The organism is Pseudomonas sp. H3_C08, from assembly GCF_054669455.1.
In genome coordinates this window covers 5151186-5173804 of the sequence record NZ_CP162803.1, presented here as the reverse complement: position 1 = coordinate 5173804, position 22619 = coordinate 5151186, and the positions used below count along the sequence as shown (strand labels likewise).

22 protein-coding genes are annotated in these 22619 nt (G+C 59.4%); 8 read left to right on the top strand and 14 right to left on the bottom strand.

Annotation, left to right across the window (positions count from 1 at the left end):
- Positions 1–84 precede the first annotated feature (84 nt).
- Complete coding sequence (locus AB4N74_RS23670) at positions 85–603, top strand: DUF3617 domain-containing protein (RefSeq protein ID WP_034152149.1); 519 nt, start codon at positions 85–87, stop codon at positions 601–603.
- A gap of 93 nt (positions 604–696) precedes the next feature.
- On the opposite strand, the gene AB4N74_RS23665 is transcribed toward AB4N74_RS23670, so the two are convergent.
- Genes AB4N74_RS23665 through folE2 form a run of 6 tightly spaced genes read right to left on the bottom strand, consistent with a single transcriptional unit; the run spans position 697 to position 5870 of the window.
- Positions 697–1995 carry a dihydroorotase gene (locus AB4N74_RS23665; RefSeq protein WP_460097376.1) on the bottom strand — a complete coding sequence of 433 codons (1299 nt, stop codon included), beginning with the start codon at positions 1993–1995 and terminating at the stop codon, positions 697–699.
- A gap of 3 nt (positions 1996–1998) precedes the next feature.
- On the bottom strand, positions 1999–2559 hold the full coding sequence (locus AB4N74_RS23660) for a gamma carbonic anhydrase family protein (RefSeq protein ID WP_093429587.1): 561 nt from the start codon (positions 2557–2559) through the stop codon (positions 1999–2001).
- Complete coding sequence (locus AB4N74_RS23655; protein WP_099757570.1) at positions 2556–3431, bottom strand: metal ABC transporter substrate-binding protein; 876 nt, start codon at positions 3429–3431, stop codon at positions 2556–2558. Before AB4N74_RS23655 ends, AB4N74_RS23660 begins: the two co-directional genes overlap by 4 nt.
- 11 nt (positions 3432–3442) lie before the next feature.
- Positions 3443–4309, bottom strand: coding sequence for a metal ABC transporter permease (locus tag AB4N74_RS23650; RefSeq protein WP_099757569.1), 867 nt, complete (start codon positions 4307–4309; stop codon positions 3443–3445).
- A complete protein-coding gene (locus tag AB4N74_RS23645) occupies positions 4309–4977 on the bottom strand; it encodes a metal ABC transporter ATP-binding protein (protein WP_320336113.1) in 669 nt (222 codons plus the stop codon). Before AB4N74_RS23645 ends, AB4N74_RS23650 begins: the two co-directional genes overlap by 1 nt.
- Positions 4974–5870 (bottom strand): GTP cyclohydrolase FolE2, encoded by an 897-nt coding sequence (folE2, locus tag AB4N74_RS23640; protein ID WP_414927215.1) that lies wholly within the window; start codon positions 5868–5870, stop codon positions 4974–4976. Before folE2 ends, AB4N74_RS23645 begins: the two co-directional genes overlap by 4 nt.
- 84 nt (positions 5871–5954) lie before the next feature.
- On the opposite strand from folE2, the gene AB4N74_RS23635 reads away from it, so the two are divergent.
- The gene (locus tag AB4N74_RS23635) at positions 5955–7157 is read left to right on the top strand and encodes an N-acetylmuramoyl-L-alanine amidase (protein ID WP_460097372.1); all 1203 of its coding nucleotides are present in this window, start codon (positions 5955–5957) and stop codon (positions 7155–7157) included.
- On the opposite strand, the gene AB4N74_RS23630 is transcribed toward AB4N74_RS23635, so the two are convergent.
- Entirely contained in the window at positions 7154–7531 is a 378-nt protein-coding gene (locus AB4N74_RS23630) for a glutamine synthetase (protein ID WP_460097370.1), read from the bottom strand. The genes AB4N74_RS23635 and AB4N74_RS23630 overlap by 4 nt on opposite strands.
- Before the next feature lie 224 nt (positions 7532–7755).
- On the opposite strand from AB4N74_RS23630, the gene zigA reads away from it, so the two are divergent.
- Both zigA and AB4N74_RS23620 read left to right on the top strand, forming a co-directional pair.
- Complete coding sequence (gene zigA / locus AB4N74_RS23625; RefSeq protein WP_320336116.1) at positions 7756–8961, top strand: zinc metallochaperone GTPase ZigA; 1206 nt, start codon at positions 7756–7758, stop codon at positions 8959–8961.
- Entirely contained in the window at positions 8961–9605 is a 645-nt protein-coding gene (locus AB4N74_RS23620) for a DUF1826 domain-containing protein (protein WP_093429594.1), read from the top strand. The genes zigA and AB4N74_RS23620 overlap by 1 nt, the downstream gene beginning before the upstream one ends.
- Positions 9606–9609: 4 nt before the next feature.
- Here AB4N74_RS23620 and AB4N74_RS23615 read toward each other — a convergent pair whose 3' ends face one another.
- Positions 9610–9966 carry an NADH:ubiquinone oxidoreductase gene (locus AB4N74_RS23615; protein ID WP_099757562.1) on the bottom strand — a complete coding sequence of 119 codons (357 nt, stop codon included), beginning with the start codon at positions 9964–9966 and terminating at the stop codon, positions 9610–9612.
- Positions 9967–9995: 29 nt separating this feature from the next.
- On the opposite strand from AB4N74_RS23615, the gene AB4N74_RS23610 reads away from it, so the two are divergent.
- Entirely contained in the window at positions 9996–10961 is a 966-nt protein-coding gene (locus tag AB4N74_RS23610; protein WP_257356633.1) for a CobW family GTP-binding protein, read from the top strand.
- A gap of 78 nt (positions 10962–11039) precedes the next feature.
- Here AB4N74_RS23610 and AB4N74_RS23605 read toward each other — a convergent pair whose 3' ends face one another.
- Positions 11040–11453, bottom strand: coding sequence for a DUF3301 domain-containing protein (locus AB4N74_RS23605; RefSeq protein ID WP_026000521.1), 414 nt, complete (start codon positions 11451–11453; stop codon positions 11040–11042).
- Between the two features lie 117 nt (positions 11454–11570).
- On the opposite strand from AB4N74_RS23605, the gene pdxY reads away from it, so the two are divergent.
- A complete protein-coding gene (gene pdxY, locus AB4N74_RS23600) occupies positions 11571–12443 on the top strand; it encodes a pyridoxal kinase PdxY (protein WP_007912061.1) in 873 nt (290 codons plus the stop codon).
- 127 nt (positions 12444–12570) lie between these two features.
- On the opposite strand, the gene AB4N74_RS23595 is transcribed toward pdxY, so the two are convergent.
- Positions 12571–13053, bottom strand: coding sequence for an acyl-CoA thioesterase (locus AB4N74_RS23595; protein WP_003229693.1), 483 nt, complete (start codon positions 13051–13053; stop codon positions 12571–12573).
- Positions 13054–13332: 279 nt separating this feature from the next.
- Here AB4N74_RS23595 and AB4N74_RS23590 point away from each other — a divergent pair, with 279 nt between their 5' ends.
- Positions 13333–15096, top strand: a complete 1764-nt coding sequence (locus AB4N74_RS23590) for a cation:proton antiporter (protein WP_093429598.1) — start codon at positions 13333–13335, stop codon at positions 15094–15096.
- Between the two features lie 21 nt (positions 15097–15117).
- Here AB4N74_RS23590 and AB4N74_RS23585 read toward each other — a convergent pair whose 3' ends face one another.
- The 4 genes from AB4N74_RS23585 to uvrD all read right to left on the bottom strand — a co-directional run bounded on the left by AB4N74_RS23585 (position 15118) and on the right by uvrD (position 19482).
- On the bottom strand, positions 15118–15525 hold the full coding sequence (locus tag AB4N74_RS23585; protein ID WP_003187120.1) for an SMI1/KNR4 family protein: 408 nt from the start codon (positions 15523–15525) through the stop codon (positions 15118–15120).
- Between the two features lie 138 nt (positions 15526–15663).
- Positions 15664–16539 (bottom strand): Tim44 domain-containing protein, encoded by an 876-nt coding sequence (locus AB4N74_RS23580; protein WP_093429599.1) that lies wholly within the window; start codon positions 16537–16539, stop codon positions 15664–15666.
- A gap of 177 nt (positions 16540–16716) precedes the next feature.
- Positions 16717–17157: an EamA family transporter gene (locus tag AB4N74_RS23575; protein WP_016984014.1), complete on the bottom strand. Its 441-nt coding sequence runs from the start codon at positions 17155–17157 to the stop codon at positions 16717–16719.
- Positions 17158–17298: 141 nt separating this feature from the next.
- Positions 17299–19482, bottom strand: coding sequence for a DNA helicase II (uvrD, locus tag AB4N74_RS23570; RefSeq protein WP_003229685.1), 2184 nt, complete (start codon positions 19480–19482; stop codon positions 17299–17301).
- 257 nt (positions 19483–19739) lie between these two features.
- Between uvrD and AB4N74_RS23565 the strand changes: the two genes are divergently transcribed.
- Positions 19740–22610 carry a putative bifunctional diguanylate cyclase/phosphodiesterase gene (locus AB4N74_RS23565; RefSeq protein ID WP_460097367.1) on the top strand — a complete coding sequence of 957 codons (2871 nt, stop codon included), beginning with the start codon at positions 19740–19742 and terminating at the stop codon, positions 22608–22610.
- Positions 22611–22619: the final 9 nt, after the last annotated feature.

Below are 22619 nucleotides of genomic sequence, written 5' to 3'. Positions count from 1 at the left end.
GCCGCGAATGTCGCTATTTAATTGGGGCATGAACCGAAGCAATCGGCCGACGTCTAACGGCCACTACTGATCAGGAGTTTTTCGATGAACGTTCGTCTGCTGGGTTTGGCGCTGGGCCTGGGTTTGGCATTGCCGGTGGTTGCGCAGGCGCAGATGCTGCAGCCGGGGCTGTGGGAAATGACATCGAGCAACGTCAAGGTCGATGACCAGCCGATGGATGTGCAATCGATCCTCGGCCAGTTGCAAGGCCAGATGACCCCGCAACAGCGTGCTGCGCTGGAGAAGAACGGGATCAATATCGGCGGCAAGGGCATTCGTGCCTGTCTGACGCCGGAGCAGGTGGCGACCAACGATATTCCATTGGCCGACCCGCAATCGGGCTGCAAACAGCAGATTACCGACCGCACGGGCAACCAGTGGAAATTCCGTTTCAGTTGCCCGAAAGCGCAGGGTACCGGGGTGGCGACGTTCCTCAGTGATCGTGAATTCACCACCGTGGCCAACGGCACGTTCAATGCGATCGGGATCAATCAGAAGGGCAGTCTGGAGACTCGCGCGGTTTGGTTGGGTCAGGACTGCGGCGCTGTGAAGCCAAGAGCTTAAAAGCTTCGCGAGCAGGTCGAATCGTCGTACCGTCGCTCCCACCTTTGAAATGCAGTCTAATGTGGGAGCCTGCTCGCGAAAGCGTCTTCGTATTCAGCGCATAAACCTCAGCGCCAGCCCCCGACATCCCTCGTTCACCCGACCCTCCCGCCAGGCAATCTGCCCCGACACCATCGTCGCATTCACCCGATGCCGAAAGCTGCGCCCGGCAAACGGCGTCCATCCGCACTGCGACAGAATGGGTTGCCGATCGACCTCCAGCGTCTGCGCCTCAACCAGCACCAGATCCGCCCAGTAGCCCTCACGTAGATACCCACGATCGGGAATCGCAAAAAGATCCGCGACTCTGTGGCTGGTCTTCGCCACCAGCGTAGTGATTGGCAGCACATCGTCCGCCACTAACTCCAGCAGTGCCGGTAAAGCGTGCTGCACCAATGGTAAACCCGCAGGTGCCTGCGCATAAGGTCGCTGTTTTTCAGCCCAGGTATGCGGTGCATGGTCACTGCCGATCACATCGAGTCGATTGCTGTTCAGTGCCGCGCGTAGTGCATCGCGATCGGATTGGGTTTTGATCGCCGGATTGCATTTGATCAGGTTGCCGAGGTGGGGATAGTCGCGATCATCAAACAGCAAATGGTGCAGGCAAACTTCCGCCGTGATGTGTTTTTGCGCCAGCGGTTTGTCCTCGAACAACGCCACTTCACGCGCCGTGGTCAGGTGCAAAACATGCAGGCGCGTGCCGTGACGTTTCGCCAGATCAACCGCCATTGAAGAAGAGCGATAACAGGTCACGGCATTACGGATCAACGCATGGGCAGCCGGGGGCAAACGATCACCGAACAGCTCATGCAAGTTGGCGGCATTGGCGTTGATGCTGGGCGTGTGCTCGCAGTGAGCCAAGAGGATCTTCGGATCGTCCACCAGCATGTTGCCGGTCGATGCGCCCATGAACACTTTCACCCCGGCGACTTCACACGGATTGAGCGCCGCCACTGTATCGAGGTTGTCCTGGCTCACGCCAAAGTGAAACCCGTAGTTGGCCACGGAGTTGATCGCAGCCCGGCGCTTTTTATCCGCCAACGCTTCGAGGGTGAGAGTGGCCGGGGTTGTATTCGGCATGTCCATAAAACTGGTGATGCCACCGGCGACCGCCGCCCGCGACTCGGTATGAATGCTGCCCTTGGCTGGCGCACCAGGCTCACGAAAATGCACTTGGTCGTCGATCATCCCCGGCAGCAGCCATTGGCCCTTCGCGTCGATTTCAACCTTGGCGTTTTCGCCTTCGATGCTGCGGGCAATCTTGACGATGCGCCCATTGCTGACCAACAGATCGCCGTCGAACTCGCGTCCTTCGTTGACCAGCCTTGCGTTGCGAATCAGCACGCTGCTCATGGTTCAGAACTCGTTCTGCAAGGCTTTGTAGCCGCGCACCAGGTCGACGTTGGTGCGCGCCACGTCTTCGGAAAACTCCGAGGCGCTGACGCTCACCGGTGGAAATTGCGAGAGGTCGGTGTTCGGGCCGATGCGAGTCGTCGAGGGCACATAGAAAGCGTCCGGCAAATCCCGACCGTCGACCACCGAGTTGTGCCGCACCACACAACCGTTGCCGACGACGCAGTTGAACAGGACGCTGTTGAAACCGATGAACACTCGATCGCCGACGACGCAGGGGCCGTGCACGATCGAGCGGTGGGCGATGGAACTGTACTCACCGATGGTCACTGCCGCGCCGGATTTGGAATGGATGACCACGCCGTCCTGGATATTCGAATTGGCGCCGATGATGATCGGCTCCATCTCGCCTGAGGCGTCTACTTCGTCGGCGCGAATGACTGCATAGGGGCCAACGAAGACGTTCTCGCCGATCACCACTTTGCCGCAGATGATCGCGGTTTTATCGACGTAGGCCGACTCGGCAATGTGGGGCAAATCACCTGAAGGATTCTTGCGGATCATGGTTGGCTCAGTGCGTCGTAAAGAGTGTTGAGGTTGTATTCGAACAGACCGGTGAAGGTACTGGCGGGACCGCTGGCAGCGAGGGCATCCGAGTACAGCGTGCCGCCAATGTGCGCGCCGCTTTCGTCAGCGATCTGTTTGAGCAGGCGTGCGTCCTTGATGTTTTCCATGAACACCGCTTTGACGTGGGCCTGGCGAATCTGGGTGATCAGCGCGGCGACTTCGGCAGCCGAGGGGTCGCGTTCGGTGGACAGGCCTTGCGGTGCCATGAAGTCGATACCGTAGGCCTGACCGAGATAACCAAAAGCATCATGGCTGGTAACGATCTTGCGGTTGCCCGGTGGCAGCGCACCGAGTTTGGCTTTGGCTTCGGCGAGCAGGGCGTAGATCTGCTTAAGGTAGGTTTTGCTGTTGCGTTCGTAGTCGGCCTTGTTCGCGGGATCCGCAGCGATCAGTGCTTTGGTGATATTGGCGACGTACAACTCGGCGTTTGCCAGATTGTGCCAGGCATGCGGGTCGGGAACGGTTTCGCCGTCTTCATCCAGCGAGCGTGGAATCACGCCGTGACTGGCACTGATGACCGTGGCTTTGGTCTCGGTGCTGGTCACGAGGCGATCCAGCCACGGCTCGAAACCAAGACCGTTCTTGATGATCAGTTTGGCGCTGAGCAGCGCTTTCGCATCATCCGGTGTCGGCTCGTAAGTGTGCGCATCGGTGTCCGGGCCGACCATATTGGTGATCTGGATATGCTCACCACCGACTTGATGAACCATGTCGGCGAGAATGCTGAAACTAGTGACCACAGGCAGTTTTTCTGCCGCCGACAATGACATCGACAGCATCAGGCTGAACAGCACGAGTAGAGCGCGCATCGGGAAGCACCTCATTGGGATGTGAGCAAAGGCGGGCGGCGCAACAGACCGTGCACCGGCCCGAACACCACGGACAACAGATAGCCAAGGCCAGCGATCAGCACGATGGCCGGGCCGCTCGGCAACGAGTAGTAGAACGACAGCAGCAAGCCGAACCAGACCGAGAGGCAACCGATGACGGCCGCGATGGCAATCAGGGTCGGCAGCCGGCGGCTCCAGAATCGCGAAGCCGCAGCGGGAAGCATCATCAGGCCGACCACCATCAGCGCGCCGATGGCCTGGAAACCGATTACCAGATTGAGTACGACCAGCGTCAGGAACACGCCGTGGGCGAGTGGGCCGAGGCGGCTGACGGTTCTCAAGAACAACGGATCGAGGGTGTCGAGCAGCAGCGGTTTGTAGATCAGCGCCATGGCGATCAGGCTGAATCCCGAAACCCACAACATGCCGATGAGGGTCGGACCATCGACGGCCAGTGCTGAGCCGAACAGCAGGTGCAACAGGTCGAGGCGTTTGCCGGCGATGCCGAGGATGAGTACGCCACTGGCCAGCGAGATCGGATAGATCGCAGCGAGACTGGCGTCTTCGCGCAGGCCCGTGCGACGGGTGATCCAGGCGGCGAGGCCAGCCATGCTCAAACCGGCGCCCAAGCCTCCCAGCGTTAGCGCGGGCAGGCTTAGTCCGGCAAACCAGAAACCCAGTGCCGCGCCGGGAAGGATACCGTGGGCCACGGCGTCACCGATCAGGCTCATCCGTCGCAGGATCAAGAACACGCCGAGGGGGGCGGTGCTGCACGCCAATACCAGTCCGCCGAGCAGGGCACGGCGCATGAACACGAACTCATTAAATGGTTGCCAGAGGTGGGCGACGGTGAGCATCAGGCCACCTGTGTGTGAGGTGTTTGCTGAATGAGTTCTGCGCTTGCACCAAACACGCAGTCGCGGTTTTTGATCAGCAACGTTTTCGGGATGTGTTGGCGTACGGCGGCGAGGTCGTGACACACGACGACCAGTGTCCGACCTTCGCCGTGCCAGCCGTGGATGTGCTGCCAGAGCAACTGCTGACCGAGTTCATCGAGTGCGGCGTGGGGCTCGTCGAGCAGCAGCACGGGCGCGTCGGTCAGGCTCAGTCTCGCGAGCAGGGCGCGTTGCAGTTCGCCACCGGACAGGGCCATGAGTGGGCGTTGCTCAAGTCCGCTCAGGTGCCAGTTCGCCAGTGCGTCTTTCAGGCGCTGGCTTCGTAGTTGAGTCGCGAGCCTGCGTCCCCAGAAACCGGCGGCGACCAGATCTTCAAGGCTGATGGGGAATTGGCGATCCAGATGCTGTTGCTGGGGCAGAAAGGACAACCCGCTTTGACGTGGGACACTCAGCCCGACATTGCCTGCCAATGGCTTTTGTAGCCCGGCGATAACTTTCAGCAGGCTGCTTTTGCCACAGCCGTTGGCGCCGATGATCGCCGTCAGGCTGCCGCTGTCGAGTTCAAGGTCCAGGGGCACGGTCAGTGGTTGGCCGGGCGCACCCCAACTCAGGGATTGGCAGCGGATCATGCTTGCTCACGCTGCCAATGGCTTTCGGCGACGGCGTCGTGAGCGTGCAGACTTTCGGCGTGGATCACTCGCAGTTGAAATGCGCTGATACCGGGAGTACGTCGCAGGGCCAGATTCAGACGGCGTGCCGCGTCTTCGCAGAACATCAGGTTCTGCCCGTTGGCGAGGGCGAAGGCTTGTTCGTCTGCGCGTTTCACGGCGGTTTGTACGGCGGTGCCGAGGGCAGCTTCAGCGTCATTGATGATCACGCTAAGAGGAAACTCATCAATGAAGTCGTCGAGGTGAAGGTGCAATTGTGCTGTGCTGCGTTGGCTGTGAGGCGTGGCAAGGATGCCTTGGGTCGAGCCAAGCCATGCCAGAACGTCGGCGTGTTGTAGAGCTTTGTTGGCGAAGTCGGCGATGAATTTCTGCTGGATCAACTGTCGCGCCAAGGCTGCTGAGCAAGGGCAAGTTGAGGAGTAGGGCACTTCGATTTTGAGTTCCACGTGGAACACTTCATTTATCAGGCTGGCGAAAATGCTCGCGGGATAAGACTTCCAGCCGGCCAATGGGCTGATCAGCGCTGACCTCTTTAGCAGCAAATCGGTGTGGATATTCAGGTAGGCGCGGGTGGATAGACCTTCGTGGCTTTGCAGGAAATCCTTGAGCACCTGATGCAGTAACGCTGGGGACAGGTTCTTCTGTTCGAGTGCTTCCAAGGCCAGATACAGCCGCGACATGTGAATGCCACGCGCCTCGCCATCATCAAGACTGACACCCGCATCAGCCTTGGCGCTCAAGCGCTGACCCTCTAACAAAACAGGTAACGCAATGCCGCGCATGCCCACCCATTCGAGTGGCAAAGTTTGGCGTGCGGCCTGCGCGGCGATATCCGGAAGTGTCATCGAATTCATGTTCGGGACCGTCGTGTTGATTGAATTGAATGTTACATTATAACAATTCAAATCACGATGCCTTTTTCATGAACAGGCTTTCATATGCACAGACGCCACTTGCTTAATCTGATCCTGGCCAGCGCGGCCCTCGCTCTCCCTTTCAGTGTTTCAGCTACGCAAATTCGTAATGCGCGCCTATGGCGCTCGGATGAAAAGCTACGATTGGTGTTCGATCTAAGCGGCCCGGTGCGCTATAAAACCTTCACGCTAACGGCCCCGGAACGTCTGATAATTGATGTGTCTAGTGCGAGCGTAGGCGCAGATTTCCGTCAGCTCGCGCTAAATGGAACGGTGATTCGTTCGATTCGCTCCGGGCCTTTTGGTCACGGTGACACGCGGATTGTTCTGGATCTGAGCAATCGGGTGCTGTTGAACAGCTTCCTTTTGGCGCCGCAGGACGGCCAGGGCCATCGCTTGGTTCTGGATCTGGTTAGCGCCAAATCAACGCCAAATACGCCAATGGTTCCACGTGAAACACCTGCGCTGAAAGCGCATCCCAGACGCGACATCATTGTTGTCGTTGACCCTGGGCACGGCGGAAAGGATCCCGGTGCTGTCGGTGCCAAGGGCGAAAGGGAAAAGGATGTGGTGCTTGCCATTGCGCAACTGCTCGCCAAACGCCTGAAAAAAGAGAGGGGCTTCAATGTAAAACTGGTGCGCAATGACGACTTTTTCGTGCCGTTGCGCAAACGCGTGGAGATCGCGCGTCAGCATAAGGCGGACATGTTTATCTCAGTGCATGCCGATGCAGCGCCGCGTCTGACTGCTTCCGGCGCGTCGGTCTATTGCCTGTCTGAGGGCGGTGCGACATCGGCGACGGCGCGTTTCATGGCGCAGCGGGAGAACGGTGCGGATCTGCTCGGCGCCACCAGTCCGCTCAACCTGAAAGATAAGGATCCGATGCTGGCGGGGGTGATTCTCGACATGTCGATGAACGCGACGATCGCTGCCAGTCTGCAGTTGGGCAGCACGGTACTTGGCAGTCTGGCCGGCATCACTACGCTGCATCAGAAGCGTGTGGAGCAGGCAGGATTCGCGGTCCTGAAATCGCCAGACGTACCTTCAATTCTGGTGGAGACAGGCTTCATTTCCAATGCGCGCGACAGTCAACGGCTGGTTACTGCGCGACATCAGCAGGCCGTGGCCAACGGTTTGTTTGAAGGATTGCAGCGTTATTTTGCAAAGAATCCGCCCATCGACAGCTACCTTGCCTGGCAGCAGGCGCAGAAAAACACCCAGGTTTAACAGCCGGTAATGCGGCTGCAGGTGAATTTTGCGCTGCTGCCGCCCGAGCTGGAGAAACGATTGATGGTCGTCCAGCCGACACGTCGGGTGTAACCAACCCAGGCTTCGCCGTCAGAGGCGATCCCGGTGAAAAACGTCAATTGCCCGAAACGGCTGTTGGTCTGCGCCCAATAACGTTGGCCATTCTTCTCAAAACCGCGCAGATAAAGGGTGTTGCCTGCGGTATTGACGCTATAAGCGTTGCCATCGGCGTCGACACAAGCCAGCAGGTTGGCGCTGCGTGTGCAGCTGGCGAGTGCCGGCAATTGCGCGCAGGCATTGCCGCCCAGCAACAACCCAAGGCTCAACATCGAGCATTTCAGCGCATTTCTCATGGCGATTTCCGGGTGCGGGATTGGTGAAGCTTCCTGTTGTTTGTCGATCAAGACAAGAGAAGGCTGGTTTCTTTTTATTGTTATAATATAACATTGATTTGAATTAAGCCTGGGCAGCCCGATTTCAAGGCGTTGGTTTTCTACGTAATCCACCCGTGGGAAGCGCAAAAACGCCATGCGCCAGTAAAAGCGCCAATTGGCTGCCTTCTGAAGAGGATTATCCAATGTCAGCAGAATTGCCCGTCACCGTACTTTCAGGATTTCTCGGCGCTGGAAAAAGTACACTTTTGAATTACGTACTACGTAATCGAGAGGGTTTGCGCGTGGCTGTTATCGTTAATGATATGAGCGAGATCAACATTGATGGCAGCGAAGTCCAGCGTGATGTCAGCCTGAACCGCGCCGAAGAAAAAATAGTCGAAATGAGTAACGGCTGCATCTGCTGTACGTTACGCGAAGACCTGCTGGAAGAAGTCAGCAAGCTGGCCCGTGAAAATCGCTTCGATTACCTGCTGATCGAGTCCACCGGGATTTCCGAGCCACTGCCCGTGGCAGAGACGTTTACCTTCCGCGATGAGCACGGCCAGAGTCTCTCCGACATCGCGCGTCTGGACACCATGGTCACTGTAGTCGACGGTGTGAACTTCCTGCCGGACTACCAGGCAGCGGAAAGCCTCGCGTCCCGTGGCGAGATCCTTGGCGAAGAAGACGAACGCTCCATCACCGATCTGTTGATCGAACAGATCGAGTTCGCCGACGTGTTGTTGATCAGCAAGATCGACTTGATCAGCCAGCGCGAGCGTGAGGAGTTGATCGCGATCCTCCAGCGTCTCAACGCCCAAGCGGAAATCATCCCGATGGTGATGGGTGAGGTGCCGCTGGAGAAAATCCTCAACACCGGGCGTTTCGACTTCGAGAGAGCCGCACAGGCACCGGGTTGGCTGCAGGAATTACGCGGCGAACACGTGCCGGAAACCGATGAGTACGGCATCGCCTCCACAGCCTATCGCGCCCGCCGACCCTTTCACCCGCAACGGTTTTTCAGCTTTATCGATCGTCCTTGGCTGAACGGGAAATTGCTGCGCTCCAAAGGCTTCTTCTGGCTCGCGAGCAAACCCACCGACGCCGGCAGCTGGTCGCAAGCCGGTGGTTTGATGCGCCACGGTTTTGCCGGGCGCTGGTGGCGTTTCGTGCCAAAGGAGCAGTGGCCACAAGATCAGGAAAGCACCGCTGCCATCATGGAAAACTGGCTGTCGAGCGTAGGAGACTGCCGCCAGGAGCTGGTGTTTATCGGTCAAAATATTGATTTCCTACAGCTCTCAGCCGAACTGGATGCCTGCCTGCTCAACGATGAAGAAATGGCGCTCGGTGTCGAAGGCTGGCAATTGTTGCCCGATCCGTTCGGCCCTTGGCACGAAGAGGCTGCCTGATGCTCGCGCTAAAGCTGCTGCAGAACCGTACGCGCCATCAGCATCAAGGTCCGACACCGAAGGCGTTGACGCGAATCCTCGAAGACGACACCAACCTCGCCGTCTGGCAACGCCAACTGCCGTTGCACATCAGCGAGTTCGCTCACCTGCTGCTGTCGCTCAATGAACCCTTGGCGGAATCGTTGTGCCTTGAGTTGCCGGATGAGGACGCCGAGCCTGATCTCACCGGTGTGGCATCAGGCTTCCGTGATCTGGAAGGCTACGAGGGCTTTATCGCCGACCTGAAATGGCTGGTCAGCGCATTCGCCTGCTTACTGGGGGCAAAGCGCGTGGGCCTGCGCCTGCGGGTATTGGATAAAGCCATGTGTCCACGCTTCCATGTCGATCACGTGCCGGTGCGACTGATCACGACTTATGCGGGTGTTGGCAGCCAATGGCTCAAGGAAGGTGCGATGGATCGCCGTCAGCTGGGGCAGGCCAACGCCGAGCCCCACGTGCAAATCCAGCAACTCAACAGCGGCGACGTGGCGCTGTTGAAAGGCGAGAAATGGCACGGCAATGAAGGCTTTGGCCTGATCCACCGCTCGCCGCACCCGGACGCGGGGCAGCGCCGTCTGATACTGACCCTCGACTGGCTCGGCTGACGCCTCAAGGCTTGAGCCACTTACCCTGGCTCAGGCCTTCGCAGTACGGTTGCAGATACGCCGCATCCGTGGCCACGCCGTAATAGTGGATATCCTGGCGATAGGGCATATTGGCGACTTGCGCGTTGCTGCACACGCCAAATGCACCGCTCGGGCACTGATCGACGTACTGCACTTCGACTTTTTGCCCGGCCAGCGTCGGCTGGCAGAAACCGTCGTTGAACAGTTTCTCCGGGATATTGCGGTTCTGCTGACAGACTTTGACGTCGAGCCGCTCGCCCTGACTGTGCACCACGCAGGCCTGGGCCCATGCTTCACTCGACAGCAGCGCCAACAGCAACGACCATCCCCTCCAACGCATCTTTGAATCTCCCAAGAAAGCTCCCGGCCATGTTGCAGAACATTCCTACCCATGTCATTGCTGGCCCTTTGGGCGCCGGAAAAACCAGCCTGATTCGCCAACTCATGGCCCAGCGTCCAGAAGGCGAACGTTGGGCGGTATTGATCAACGAGTTCGGCCAGATCGGCCTCGACGCCGCCCTGTTGACGAGTGACGCCGAGGGTATCGCACTGGGCGAAGTGGCCGGCGGCTGCCTGTGTTGCGTCAACGGCGCGCCGTTTCAGATTGGCCTGGGGCGGTTGTTGCGCAAGGCGAAGCCGGATCGGTTGTTTATCGAACCGTCCGGGCTGGGGCATCCGGCGCAGCTGATTAGCCAGTTGAATGAGGCGCCGTGGCGAGGTGTGCTGGCGGTGCAGCCGTGTGTGTTGGTGCTGGATGCTCAAGCGCTGCAGGCAGGGAAAGCCTTGCCGGTAGCGCAACAAGAAGCCTTAAAAGCCGCTGGCCTGCTGTTGTTGAACAAGGCTGAAAACCTTGATGACAGGGCCAGAGAAAAAATCGCCAGTCAGTTGCCGGCAGTGCCGTTGGTCTGGACTCAAGAGGCGCAACTAAGCCTGGGCGAACTGCCGGGCCTAGCCGCAAAAGCGGTCAACGGTGTGGATAATTTGGCCGTACCCAAGGGATTAGGACAAATGCCGGCCGTCTGGACTGATCCGACGCTGCCGATTTGCCTGAGTCAGGCGCAGGAGGGAGGCTGGAGTATTGGTTGGCGTTGGCATCCGGGGCAGACGTTCGACAAGCGGCACATTGCTGACTGGCTAGCCAGCCTCAATTGGCAGCGGGCGAAACTGGTTATCCACAGCTCGGAGGGTTGGGTGTCGGCTAATGCTTTGAATAATGCCGAACTGATCTGGCAAGCCAGTGAATGGCGAAAAGATTCGCGACTCGAGCTGATCTTCGCTGAAGCACAGGATGTTGAGGTGTTGCAGCGGGAGCTATCGGGGTGTCGGGAGGGTTAGATCAAAAGATCGCAGCCTTCGGCAGCTCCTGCATGGGATTTTTGTGCACCTTGTAGAAGCTGCCGAAGGCTGCGATTTTTACGGTTTCCACTTCGTATGTTCTTGCCGCCACTGGCTCAACTCGATCACTTCCGCCCGCGGCTTGTGCACTTCCACTACTGGCGGCGTGTCGTCGAACGGTGCCGGGTAGGGCGCCAGTTCGATCTGCGCACTGTGCGCGCCAAACTGGGTGATGGTGCCGTTATGCCGGGTTTCGCCGGTCACGGTGAATTCAAAGTTGTACACCCGCGCCAGTCGTCGGCGACCGTTGGCGTCCTTGATGAAACCGATCTTCTTCAGGGCAACGTTGCCGTCGAGCAACTCGACCCGTACGTTCAGGCAATGCTGTTTGACCCGCTCCAGCGCGCGCTCGCGCAAGCCGTGGTTGTGCCATAACCACGCGCCGGCAGCGGCGAACAGTATCAGCACGAAGATGTTTTCCAGGGTCAGCATCAACATCGAACTCCAAAAGATAGCGTCAGCTTAACTGCGTCGCTGGTCTGTCGTACAGGCTGCGTTTCGTCGCATACTGCGCGGCTTGAATTTCAATCGTTTTACGGAATGACCCGAATGAAACGTACGCCTCATCTGCTCGCCATTCAGTCCCATGTGGTGTTCGGCCACGCCGGCAACAGCGCCGCGGTTTTTCCGATGCAGCGGGTCGGGGTTAATGTCTGGCCGCTCAACACCGTGCAGTTTTCCAACCACACCCAGTACGGTCAGTGGGCTGGCGAAGTGCTGGCACCGCAACAGATTCCCGAGCTGGTCGAAGGGATTGCTGCGATTGGCGAGCTGGGCAATTGCGATGCGGTGCTGTCCGGTTACCTCGGCAGCGCGGCGCAGGGCCGGGCGATTCTCAGCGGCGTCGAGCGCATCAAATCGGTCAATCCGAAGGCGCTGTATCTGTGCGATCCGGTGATGGGCCATCCGGAGAAGGGCTGCAGCGTGCCGACCGAGGTCAGTGATTTCCTGCTGGAAGAGGCGGCGGCCGTAGCGGACATCATGTGTCCAAACCAGTTGGAGCTGGACAGCTTCTCCGGGCGCAAGCCGCAGTCGCTGTTCGATTGCCTGGCAATGGCGCGGGCCTTGCTGGCGCGCGGGCCGAAAGCAGTACTGGTCAAGCATCTGGATTATCCGGGCAAACCGGCCGATGGCTTTGAAATGCTACTGGTGACGGCTGAAGGCAGCTGGCATCTGCGCCGTCCGTTGCTGGCGTTCCCGCGTCAGCCAGTGGGTGTGGGCGATCTGACATCCGGCCTGTTCCTGGCGCGGGTGCTGCTGGGTGACAGTCTGGTGGCGGCGTTCGAATTCACCGCGGCGGCGGTGCATGAGGTGCTGCTGGAAACGCAGGCATGCGCCAGTTATGAGCTACAACTGGTGCGGGCGCAGGACCGGATTGCGCATCCGCGGGTGAAGTTCGAGGCGACGGCGATCAGTCTGTAAGACCGCGCTGCCCCCATTCGCGAGCAAGCTCGCTCCCACATTTGGTTTTGTGTACGCCACAGGTCCAGTGTGGGAGCGAGCTTGCTCGCGAAGGCTATAGCTCAGACAGCATCAGTTCAAAGACTGATCAGGCGTCGCCCTTGATCTCCTGATAGCGCTTTTCCAGCTCCTGACGAATCTGCCGACGCTGCTGCGCCTGCATGTAACGACGTTTGTCTTCACTGTTCTGCGGTTGCAGCGGCGGCACGGCGGCCGGCTTACGCTGGTCATCCACCGCGACCATGGTGAAGAAGCAGCTGTTGGTGTGGCGCACCGAGCGCTCGCGGATGTTCTCGGTAACGACTTTGATACCGACTTCCATTGAGGTGTTGCCGGTGTAGTTGACCGACGCGAGGAAGGTCACCAGTTCGCCGACATGGATCGGCTCGCGAAAAATCACCTGATCCACCGACAGCGTCACCACGTAGCGACCGGCATAACGGCTCGCGCAGGCGTAGGCCACTTCGTCGAGGTATTTGAGCAGGGTGCCACCGTGGACATTGCCAGAGAAGTTGGCCATGTCGGGGGTCATCAGTACCGTCATCGACAGCTGGGCGTTTCCGGGTTCCATAACGTTCTCACGGATCAAGGCTGATTGCTGGAAGCACCTCTGCGGGTGCCTGGTCGCTTTTCAAAAGCACCGTTATCGGGACGCCGGGCGACTGGCCGCCGTCACGCCGGAATCGATCTGTTTCCATATATTGCACCGCCTTCCAGCCGCAAGTCGCGGTGTTAACCTGCAAAAGCCCCTTACAAAGGCAATTCCCACAGGAAAAGCGGACTTTTACTACGCTCGCCCAGACCTTTCTGACGTCTGCTGGCGGGCCTCGTCATTCAAGGAGCCCACACCATGCATGCCATCAGCTTTATTCAGGATCTGGCAGTGATCATGTTGGTCGCGGGCGTGGTGACCGTATTGTTTCATCGCTTCAAACAGCCGGTGGTGCTCGGCTATATCGTCGCCGGCTTCATCATCGGCCCGCACACCCCGCCGTTCGGCCTGATCCACGACGAAGACACCATCAAGACCCTCGCCGAGCTGGGGGTGATTTTCCTGATGTTCTGCCTCGGCCTGGAGTTCAGCCTGCGCAAGCTGTTCAAGGTCGGCGCCACGGCGTTTATTGCGGCGTTCCTCGAGATCGTCCTGATGATCTGGATCGGCTATGAAATCGGCCGCTGGTTCGACTGGAACACCATGGACTCGCTGTTCCTCGGCGCGATTCTGGCAATCTCCTCGACCACCATCATCGTCAAGGCCCTCAATGATCTGAAGATGAAAAACGAGCGCTTTGCGCAGTTGATCTTCGGCGTGCTGATCGTCGAAGACATCCTCGGCATCGGCATCATCGCACTGCTTTCAAGCATCGCCGTCAGCGGCACGGTCAGTTCCGGAGAAGTGTTTTCCACGGTTGGCAAACTGTCGCTGTTCATGATCGTCGCGCTGGTCATCGGCATTCTGCTGGTGCCGCGATTGCTGGCCTATGTGGCCAAATTCGAAAGCAACGAGATGCTGCTGATCACCGTGCTCGGCCTGTGTTTCGGCTTCTGCCTGCTGGTGGTCAAACTCGAATACAGCATGGTACTCGGTGCGTTCCTGATCGGCGCGATCATGGCCGAGTCGCGACAACTGCTAAAAATCGAGCGTCTGATCGAGCCGGTTCGCGACCTGTTCAGCGCGATCTTCTTTGTCGCTATCGGGCTGATGCTCGATCCGATGATTCTGCTCGAATACGCGTGGCCGATTGCGGTGATCACCGTAGCCGTTGTACTCGGCAAGATGTTGTCCTGCGGTCTCGGAGCGTTTATCGCCGGCAATGACGGACGTACCTCACTGCGCGTGGGGATGGGGCTGTCACAGATTGGTGAATTTTCCTTCATCATCGCCGCTCTCGGGATGACGTTGCAGGTGACCAGTAACTTCCTCTACCCGGTCGCCGTGGCGGTGTCGGTGATTACCACTTTGCTGACGCCGTATCTGATCCGCGCGGCTGATCCGCTGTCGATCAAGTTGTCCGCGGCTGTGCCCAAGCCTCTCGGCCGCGTGCTGGGCATGTATGGCGAATGGCTGCGCAGCATTCAGCCGCAAGGCGAGGGTGCGATGCTGGCGTCAATCATTCGCAAGATCTTGCTGCAAGTCGGCGTCAACCTGGCGCTGGTGATTGCGATCTTCTTCGCCGGCGCGTATTTCGCTGAACGCATCTCGCTGTGGCTGCAAGACTGGATCAGCGACCCGAGCTGGCAGAAGGCGTTGATCTGGGGCGGGGCATTGTTGGTGTCGTTGCCGTTCCTGATCGCCGCTTATCGCAAGCTCAAGGCGTTGTCGATGCTGCTGGCGGAGATGGGTGTGAAGCCCGAGATGGCCGGGCGTCATACACAGCGAGTGCGCCGGGTGATCTCCGAAGTGATCCCGATTCTCTCGCTGCTGGTGATTTTCCTGCTGCTGGCAGCCTTGTCGGCCAGTATCTTGCCGACCAACAAGTTGCTGGTACTGATCGCTGTGGTGGCGGCGGCCGTGGCGGCGCTGCTCTGGCGCTGGTTCATCCGCGTGCACACGCGGATGCAAGTGGCGCTGCTGGAAACCCTCGACAACCATAAGGAGTCGTCGGGGCATTGATCATACGGGGCGGCTGGCCGATCAGCTTTCCAGCCAGACGTCCCGCGCCCAGTGCCATACCGATTCCCAGGTTTCCTCGGCAATCAACTCTTCTTCGGCCTGCCACAACACCACCGTGCCATCCTCTTCGACACAGTAGTAGTCATCGCCGTCCTGACAGATTGGAATCAGGCTGCGATCAACACCGGCATCCCAGGCGTTGGCGGCAACATCCGGCAAGTAGGTGTGGGATTGTGGATCGGTAACGGTCACCGGCTCGAGGCTGCCGTACACCACATCGCTGACGGTCAGCAAAAACTCTCTGAAGACAAACGGAATGTCGATGAACAGCTGTTCTTCGATTTCGACCAGCAGATCTTCGTCAGGCAACTCCAATGGAACCGGCACGGGTTCGTTGGCTTCACGCAGTTGTTCGATGATTTCTTCCACGTCCGGGATCCTCTTGCTTGAATGGCGCGGTTTATATGGGCCGGTTTATACAGTAGCTCGCTATAGATGCAACCGCGAAATAGAAAACCCCAGCCGAGGCTGGGGTTTTTTATTACGGCAAGTGACGCCTGGAAGGGATCAGCCGTTCTGGCGGATACCGGCAACCAGCCAAGGCTGGTTCTCGCCCTGCGGACGTTCCATGTTCCAGCTTTCGCTGAACACTTCGCCCTGGTCGAAACGCGAGGTCTTCGACACACCGCTGAAGGTCAGGGTGGCGATGGTCTTGTCGGCGCGGTCATCAACACCATCCAGTTGCACCTGGAGGTTGTCGATGTAGGTCGATTGGAACGCATCGCCCAGATCCGCACGCTCACGCTTGAGGAACTCGAGCATTTGCGGGGTCACGAACTCGGCGATCTTGTCCATCTCGTTGGCGTCCCAGTGCTGCTGCAGCGCCTGGAAGTGGCTGCGGGCAGCTTCAAGGAAGTTATGCTCATTGAACCAGGCTGGCGCGTTGATCACCGGACGAGCGGCGGCGGGTGCGGCCGAACCACCGAAGATCGAACCCATGGCGGCAGGCTTCTGCTCGAACACTTCACGCTGCATCGGCGCGCCGGCCGGAGCGAACTGCTCCTGCTGCTTGCGTCGACGCGCGGCGATGAAGCGGAAGATCACGAACGCGATCACGGCCATGATCAGGATGTCGAAGATCTGCATGCCCTGGAAGCCGCCGCCCATGAACATGGACGCGAGCAGGCCACCGGCGGCGATACCGGCCAGAGGGCCGAGCCATTTCGAAGCACCGCCGGCCTTGGCGGCAGCGCCTGCGGCACCGGCAGCACCTGCGGTCGCCGCAGCGCCGCCGACACCTGGAGAAGAAGGAGCCATCTGGCTGGTCTGGTGCGTCGGCGCAGCGCCGGCGCTTTTGCCACCACCAAAGCGCTTGGCGTTGGCGTCGAGGCTCATCGTCAGGCCGATGCACAACGCCATGGCGATGCTAAGAAAACGTTTCATAAAGGGAATTCCCGTTTGTGGAGACACGCGCGCCATGTTGCACAGCTGAAGTGTTACTGGCTAGCGAGAGAGTGTTTCGGGCTTTTGCCTGACAGGTTACGTTCAGCTCGGTCGGGACAATAAGGCTATGTACTTTTGGTTGTAGGAAATCGGGACAGGTTCAGTGAGAAAGCTCGTTTAGCGACGAAAAGCGAGCATCACCACACCTGCGGTGATCAGGCCGATGCCGCCCCATTGACGCAGGTCGAGTTTCTCGCCCAGCAGGATCACGCCGAGCACCGCCACCAGCACCACGCTGAGTTTGTCCACTGGCGCGACCAGCGAGGCCGGACCGACTTTCAGCGCGCGGAAATAGCACAGCCACGACGCACCGGTTCCCAGGCCAGACAGCAGCAGGAACAGATAACTCTTCGCAGAGATCGATCCCAAAGATTGATATTGGCCCGTCGCGTACAAAATCAAGGCCAGGCTGACGAGTACCACGATGGTGCGCAGCAGGGTGGCGAAGTCGGAATTGACGTTTTCGATGCCGACTTTGGCGAAGATCGCCGTCAATGCGGCGAAAGTCGCCGAGAGCAGGGCCCAGAATGTCCAAGAAGAAAAGAAGCCTGAGCCCATGGAAATGTCCTTTGATCAACCTGCCGACCCAGATCCTGTGGGAGCGAGCTTGCTCGCGAATGCCGCACCACGGTTTATCAGATCAACCGCGGTGATTTCATTCGCGAGCAGGCTCGCTCCCACAGAAAAGCGAAATCGGCGTCAGATCGCTTCCAGCTTGGCGTAACCGAGCATCAGCCATTTGCTGCCTTCGCTGAAATTCACCTGCACCCGTGCCTGGGCGCCGGCGCCTTCGAAGTTGAGGATCACGCCGTCACCAAAGATCGAATGGCGTACCGCCTGACCGAGGCTGAAACCCGTTTCCGGAATCTCGCTGCCGCTGAACAGATTGCTGCCGCTCATCGACTGATTGCCGCCGAAGGGTCGGCTGACGCTGTTCGACAAGCGCACTTCCTGAATCAGGCCTTTCGGTACTTCGCGCACGAAGCGCGAAACCTTGTTGTAGGTCTCGCTGCCGTACAGGCGTCGGGTTTCAGCATAGGTCATCACCAGATTCTGCATCGCCCGGGTAATCCCCACGTAAGCCAGACGCCGCTCTTCTTCGAGACGCCCCGGTTCTTCCAGGCTCATCTTGTGCGGGAACAGGCCTTCTTCCATGCCCACGAGGAACACGTAAGGGAATTCCAGGCCTTTGGCGCTGTGCAGGGTCATCAGCTGAATGCTGTCTTCGTGTTCGTCAGCCTGAGTGTCCCCGGCTTCCAGCGAAGCATGGCCGAGGAACGCCGCCAGCGGCGTCAGTTCTTCATCCTCTTCGGTGTTCTCGAAGTTGCGCGCGGCGCTGACCAGTTCCTCAAGGTTTTCTACCCGGGCCTGGCCTTTCTCGCCTTTTTCCGCCTCGTGATAAGCGATCAGACCGGATTGCTCGATGACGGTTTGCGTCATCAAATGCAGCGGCATTTCCATGCACTTGGCGGCGAGATTTTCGATCAACTCGATAAACGCACCCAGCGCCCCGGCGGCGCGACCGGTCAGGCCTTTGTTGGCGACCAGTTGGCGCATCGCTTCCCACATCGACACATCGCTGTGGCGCGCGTGATCGCGGATGGCCTCGACGGTTTTCTCGCCAATGCCTCGGGCCGGCACGTTGATCACCCGTTCCAGCGCCGCATCGTTGCCACGACCTTCAAGCAAACGCAGATAGGCCATGGCGTTCTTGATTTCGGCACGTTCGAAGAAGCGCTGGCCACCATAAATGCGGTAGGGAATGCGCTCACGCAGCAAGGCTTCTTCGAGAACGCGCGATTGGGCGTTGGAGCGGTACAGAATCGCGATATCGCTGCGGGCCAAGCCGGTTTTCAGCGCGCTTTCGATGGTTTCGACCACGTAGCGTGCTTCGTCGTGCTCGTTAAACGCGGCGTACAGATTGATCGCTTCGCCGTCGCCGCCGTCGGTCCACAGCTCTTTGCCGAGGCGCCCGGTGTTGTTGGCGATCAAGGCGTTGGCGGCCTTGAGGATGCCGGCGGTGGAGCGGTAGTTTTGCTCCAGACGAATGGTCACCGAATCCGGGAAATCGGAAGAATACTGATGAATGTTCTCGATTTTCGCGCCGCGCCAGCCGTAGATCGACTGGTCGTCGTCGCCGACCACCATCAGGCTGTCGCCACCCTTGCCAAGCAAGCGCAACCAGGCGTACTGCACGGCGTTGGTGTCCTGGAACTCGTCCACCAGAATATGCCGGAAGCGCTTTTGATAATGCGCCAGCAGGCCCGGGTGATCGCGCCACAGGTCGAGGGCACGCAGCAGCAGTTCGGAGAAATCGATGACGCCGGCACGCTGGCACGCCGCCTCATAGGCCTCATAGATGCCGCGCATGGTCGCCAGGTACAAATCTCCACTGGCCTGAATGTGTTGCGGACGCAGGCCTTCGTCTTTCTGGCCATTGATGAACCACTGCGCCTGACGGGCTGGCCAGCGTTGCTCGTCCAGGCCCAGTTCGCGGATCACCCGCTTGACCAGCCGTTGCTGGTCATCGCTGTCGAGAATCTGGAAAGTCTGGCTCAGGCCCGCTTCCTGCCAGTGCGCCCGCAGCAAGCGGTGCGCCAGGCCGTGGAAGGTGCCGACCCACATGCCGGCCGGGTTGATCCCCAGCAACTGCTCGATGCGATGACGCATCTCCGCAGCGGCCTTGTTGGTGAAGGTCACCGACAGAATGGAGTGGGGCGAGGCGTTTTCGACCTGGATCAACCAGGCGATACGGTGCACCAGCACTCGGGTTTTACCGGAGCCAGCACCGGCCAGGACCAACTGACGGCCAACGGGGGCTGCTACGGCCTGGCGTTGGGCATCGTTGAGGGAGTTCAGCAGAAGGGAGAGATCATCGCGCATCGGGGCATTCTAGGGTGCGCCGCAGGCCCGGGCAAACCGAGCTTTGCATTAGCCGATGAAACTCCTGTCGATGACGACCGGTCGGTCACTGGCTACAGGCATTGGCCCGCCGCGTTCCCAGGGTTTGGCCGGTGGCAAAGGACGGAAAAGTTTAAGTGAAATTATGATCTTGAGCAGTTTGGCAACGGGATCTGCTTGTGTATGCTCCGTCCACGTTTCGGGCGCACGCCCTCCTTATAAGAACAAGAACGTTGCCCATGACCCTCAGCTCCGAACTGTCGGGCCCCTCCGTGGATCCCCGGGTTATCCGCAAGCACTATGCCGTCGAGATGGCGGTCGAGCGCACGCGTCTGCTGTATCAGGGCTCGTTGTTGCCCACGCTGTTCATGTTGATCAATGGTCTGGTCTGCGCCGCTTTGCTCTGGAGCCCGCAGCGCTATTTCGTGGTCAGCGTCTGGCTGGTGTGGTTGCTGTCACTGGTGGCGTTGCGGGTGATTCAGGTGGCGGCGTTCGATTCGGCGATCCCTGATCGTCAGGCGCAACCGATCTGGCGGCGGATGTTTCTGCTCGGGTCGACCATGACCGGTCTGACCCTGGCCGGTGCCGGCATCGCCCTGGTGCCCGCCGACAACTTCATTCAGCAGGCCTGGGTATTCGGCCTGATCGGCGCCGCAACCCTCTCGGCTAGCGTCGCCTACGCGGTGAGCCTGCCGGCGTTTCTGTCGTTTACCTTGCCCTGCCTGTTGCCGGCGATCGGTTATCTGTTCTGGGGCGGTGACGAGCAGGCGCGCGGTTGGGGTTGGCTCGGTCTGATCCTGCTCGGTTCGCTGAGCGTGGTCGCGTGGCAGGTCAATCGGCTGATTGATCGGGGCTTGCTGCGGCGCTTCCAGAATCAGCATCTGATCGAGCACCTGCAACAGACCCAGTCGCGCAGCGAACAGCTCAATCAGGAACTGGCCAAAGAAATCGACCAGCGCCGCTGCGCCGAGGGCAAATTGCGTGAAGCGCAGGTCGAACTTGAAGACCGCGTTGCCCAGCGCAGCCTTGAACTGGACGCGGCCAATCAGGCCCTTCGCAAAAGCGAAGCGCGGCTGGCGCTGGCGTTGAAGGCCAGTGAGCTGGGGCTGTGGGACTGGAACCTGCAAACCGACGAAGTCCACCACACGCAGATTCAGGAACTGTTCGGCCTCGCTCCGGAATACGTCACGGCACTGTTGCGCGACCTCAAGCCGCGTCTGCATCCAGACGATGTGCCGACGCTGAAATACGCGTTGATTGAGCACTTGAAGGGGCGCACTGAGGACTATCAGATCGAATACCGCGTACGTCACGGCGATGGCCATTGGGTGTGGATCGAAGACCGTGGCCGCGCTGTAGAGCGCAGCGACAGCGGCCGGGTGATCCGCATGGTCGGCACCCGCCGCGACATCAGCGCCAGCAAAAGCCTCGAAGAGCAGCAGCGCCTGGCGGCGACCGTATTCGAAGCGGCCAGTGAAGGCATCGTGATTCTCGACCCGAACTATGCGCTGATCGCGATCAATCAGGCGTTCAGCCGGGTTACCGGTTACGACATCGAGGACATGCTCGGGCGCAACGTCGTCGAGCTGCCGTGCAGCCGCGACGCCCGCCGTCATTACGTGGCGATACGTCATGCCTTGGAGCAGCACGGCAGTTGGCAGGGCGAACTGGTGGAGACGCGCAAGAATGGCGAGCTGTATCCGCAGTGGCTGCAACTGAATGCAGTGCGTGATGGTCGGGGAAATGTCAGCCATATCGTCGGCTTCTTCGCCGATCTGTCAGCACGCCGCGAATCCGAAGAGCGCATGCGCTATCTGACCCATTACGACGAGCTCACCGGGTTGGCCAACCGCTCGCTGTTCCGCGAGCGCTTGCATGAAGCGCATCAACGTTCGCGTCAGGGCCGACGCAGTCTGGCGTTGCTGCACATCAATCTGGATCGCTTCAAATTGCTCAACGACAGTCTCGGCCATGAGATTGCTGACCAGTTACTGCAGAAAATGGCGCGTCGGCTGGTCAACGCCTTACCGGAAGCGGATACCATCGCCCGCTTGTCCGGTGACGAGTTCGCCGTACTGTTCGATGCCTACGGCAATCTCTCAAGTCTGGCCCGGGTCGCCACGCGCCTGTCGAGCAAGTTGCGCCTGCCACTGACGGTCGAAGGGCATGAGCTGGTGGTCAGCGCCTCGATGGGCATCAGCATGCTGCCGGACAACGCCCGGGAAATCTCCGCACTGGTCAGCCAGTCGAACATGGCCATGCAACATGCCAAGCATCTGGGCGGGAACAACTTCCAGTTCTACACCGACAGCCTGCAGGCCAGCACCCTTGAGCGCTTGCAGCTGGAAAACCATCTGCGCAAGGCCATCGAAGACAAGCAGCTGAAAGTGTTCTATCAACCGAAGCTGTGCCTGCAAACCGGGCGTTTGAATGCGGCAGAGGCACTGGTGCGCTGGGATCATCCAACCATGGGCCAGGTGCCGCCGGGGGACTTCATCGGGCTGGCCGAGGAAACCGGTCTGATCGGGCCGATCGGCGAATTCGTCCTGCGTCAGGCGTGCTGGCAGGCCTGCGAATGGCAGCGTCAGGGGCTGGAGCCGATTCGTGTTTCGGTGAACCTGTCGGTGCATCAACTGCGTCAGGGCAAACTGGTCAGTCTGGTGCGGCAGGTGCTAGAGGAAACTGGCCTGGCGTCGCACTACCTCGAACTGGAACTGACCGAGAGCCAGTTGCTCGACAGCGTCGAGCACATCATCGCGACCTTCCAGCAACTGCGCGATCTGGGGGTGAAACTGGCCATCGATGATTTTGGCACCGGGTATTCGTCGCTGAGTTACCTCAAGCGCATTCCGGTGGATTACGTGAAGATCGATCAGGCATTCATTCGCGGTTTGGAGGAGGGCAGTGAAGATGCGGCGATCACTCGCGCGATCATTGCCATGGCCCATGGGCTGTCACTGAAAGTGGTCGCCGAAGGTGTCGAGCGCCAGGAGCAGCTGGAGTTTCTACGCGCCGAGCGTTGCGATGAAGTGCAGGGTTATCTGATCAGCCGGCCGGTGGAGGCGAGCGGTCTGGCCGGGCTTTTGCGCGAACAGGAAAAACCGTTTTAAGGGCTACAT

Excerpts from the sequence above, each read along its gene's own strand:
- AB4N74_RS23610 (WP_257356633.1), top strand. The coding sequence starts at position 9,996 with ATGTTGCAGAACATTCCTACCCATGTCATTGCTGGCCCTTTGGGCGCC.
- AB4N74_RS23665 (WP_460097376.1), bottom strand. The coding sequence starts at position 1,995 with ATGAGCAGCGTGCTGATTCGCAACGCAAGGCTGGTCAACGAAGGACGC.
- pdxY (WP_007912061.1), top strand. The coding sequence starts at position 11,571 with ATGAAACGTACGCCTCATCTGCTCGCCATTCAGTCCCATGTGGTGTTC.
- AB4N74_RS23590 (WP_093429598.1), top strand. The coding sequence starts at position 13,333 with ATGCATGCCATCAGCTTTATTCAGGATCTGGCAGTGATCATGTTGGTC.
- AB4N74_RS23670 (WP_034152149.1), top strand. The coding sequence starts at position 85 with ATGAACGTTCGTCTGCTGGGTTTGGCGCTGGGCCTGGGTTTGGCATTG.
- AB4N74_RS23635 (WP_460097372.1), top strand. The coding sequence starts at position 5,955 with ATGCACAGACGCCACTTGCTTAATCTGATCCTGGCCAGCGCGGCCCTC.
- AB4N74_RS23580 (WP_093429599.1), bottom strand. The coding sequence starts at position 16,539 with ATGAAACGTTTTCTTAGCATCGCCATGGCGTTGTGCATCGGCCTGACG.
- folE2 (WP_414927215.1), bottom strand. The coding sequence starts at position 5,870 with ATGAATTCGATGACACTTCCGGATATCGCCGCGCAGGCCGCACGCCAA.
- zigA (WP_320336116.1), top strand. The coding sequence starts at position 7,756 with ATGTCAGCAGAATTGCCCGTCACCGTACTTTCAGGATTTCTCGGCGCT.
- AB4N74_RS23565 (WP_460097367.1), top strand. The coding sequence starts at position 19,740 with ATGACCCTCAGCTCCGAACTGTCGGGCCCCTCCGTGGATCCCCGGGTT.
- AB4N74_RS23645 (WP_320336113.1), bottom strand. The coding sequence starts at position 4,977 with ATGATCCGCTGCCAATCCCTGAGTTGGGGTGCGCCCGGCCAACCACTG.
- AB4N74_RS23620 (WP_093429594.1), top strand. The coding sequence starts at position 8,961 with ATGCTCGCGCTAAAGCTGCTGCAGAACCGTACGCGCCATCAGCATCAA.
- uvrD (WP_003229685.1), bottom strand. The coding sequence starts at position 19,482 with ATGCGCGATGATCTCTCCCTTCTGCTGAACTCCCTCAACGATGCCCAA.
- AB4N74_RS23650 (WP_099757569.1), bottom strand. The coding sequence starts at position 4,309 with ATGCTCACCGTCGCCCACCTCTGGCAACCATTTAATGAGTTCGTGTTC.
- AB4N74_RS23595 (WP_003229693.1), bottom strand. The coding sequence starts at position 13,053 with ATGGAACCCGGAAACGCCCAGCTGTCGATGACGGTACTGATGACCCCC.
- AB4N74_RS23630 (WP_460097370.1), bottom strand. The coding sequence starts at position 7,531 with ATGAGAAATGCGCTGAAATGCTCGATGTTGAGCCTTGGGTTGTTGCTG.
- AB4N74_RS23575 (WP_016984014.1), bottom strand. The coding sequence starts at position 17,157 with ATGGGCTCAGGCTTCTTTTCTTCTTGGACATTCTGGGCCCTGCTCTCG.
- AB4N74_RS23655 (WP_099757570.1), bottom strand. The coding sequence starts at position 3,431 with ATGCGCGCTCTACTCGTGCTGTTCAGCCTGATGCTGTCGATGTCATTG.
- AB4N74_RS23605 (WP_026000521.1), bottom strand. The coding sequence starts at position 11,453 with ATGCTGACCCTGGAAAACATCTTCGTGCTGATACTGTTCGCCGCTGCC.
- AB4N74_RS23615 (WP_099757562.1), bottom strand. The coding sequence starts at position 9,966 with ATGCGTTGGAGGGGATGGTCGTTGCTGTTGGCGCTGCTGTCGAGTGAA.
- AB4N74_RS23660 (WP_093429587.1), bottom strand. The coding sequence starts at position 2,559 with ATGATCCGCAAGAATCCTTCAGGTGATTTGCCCCACATTGCCGAGTCG.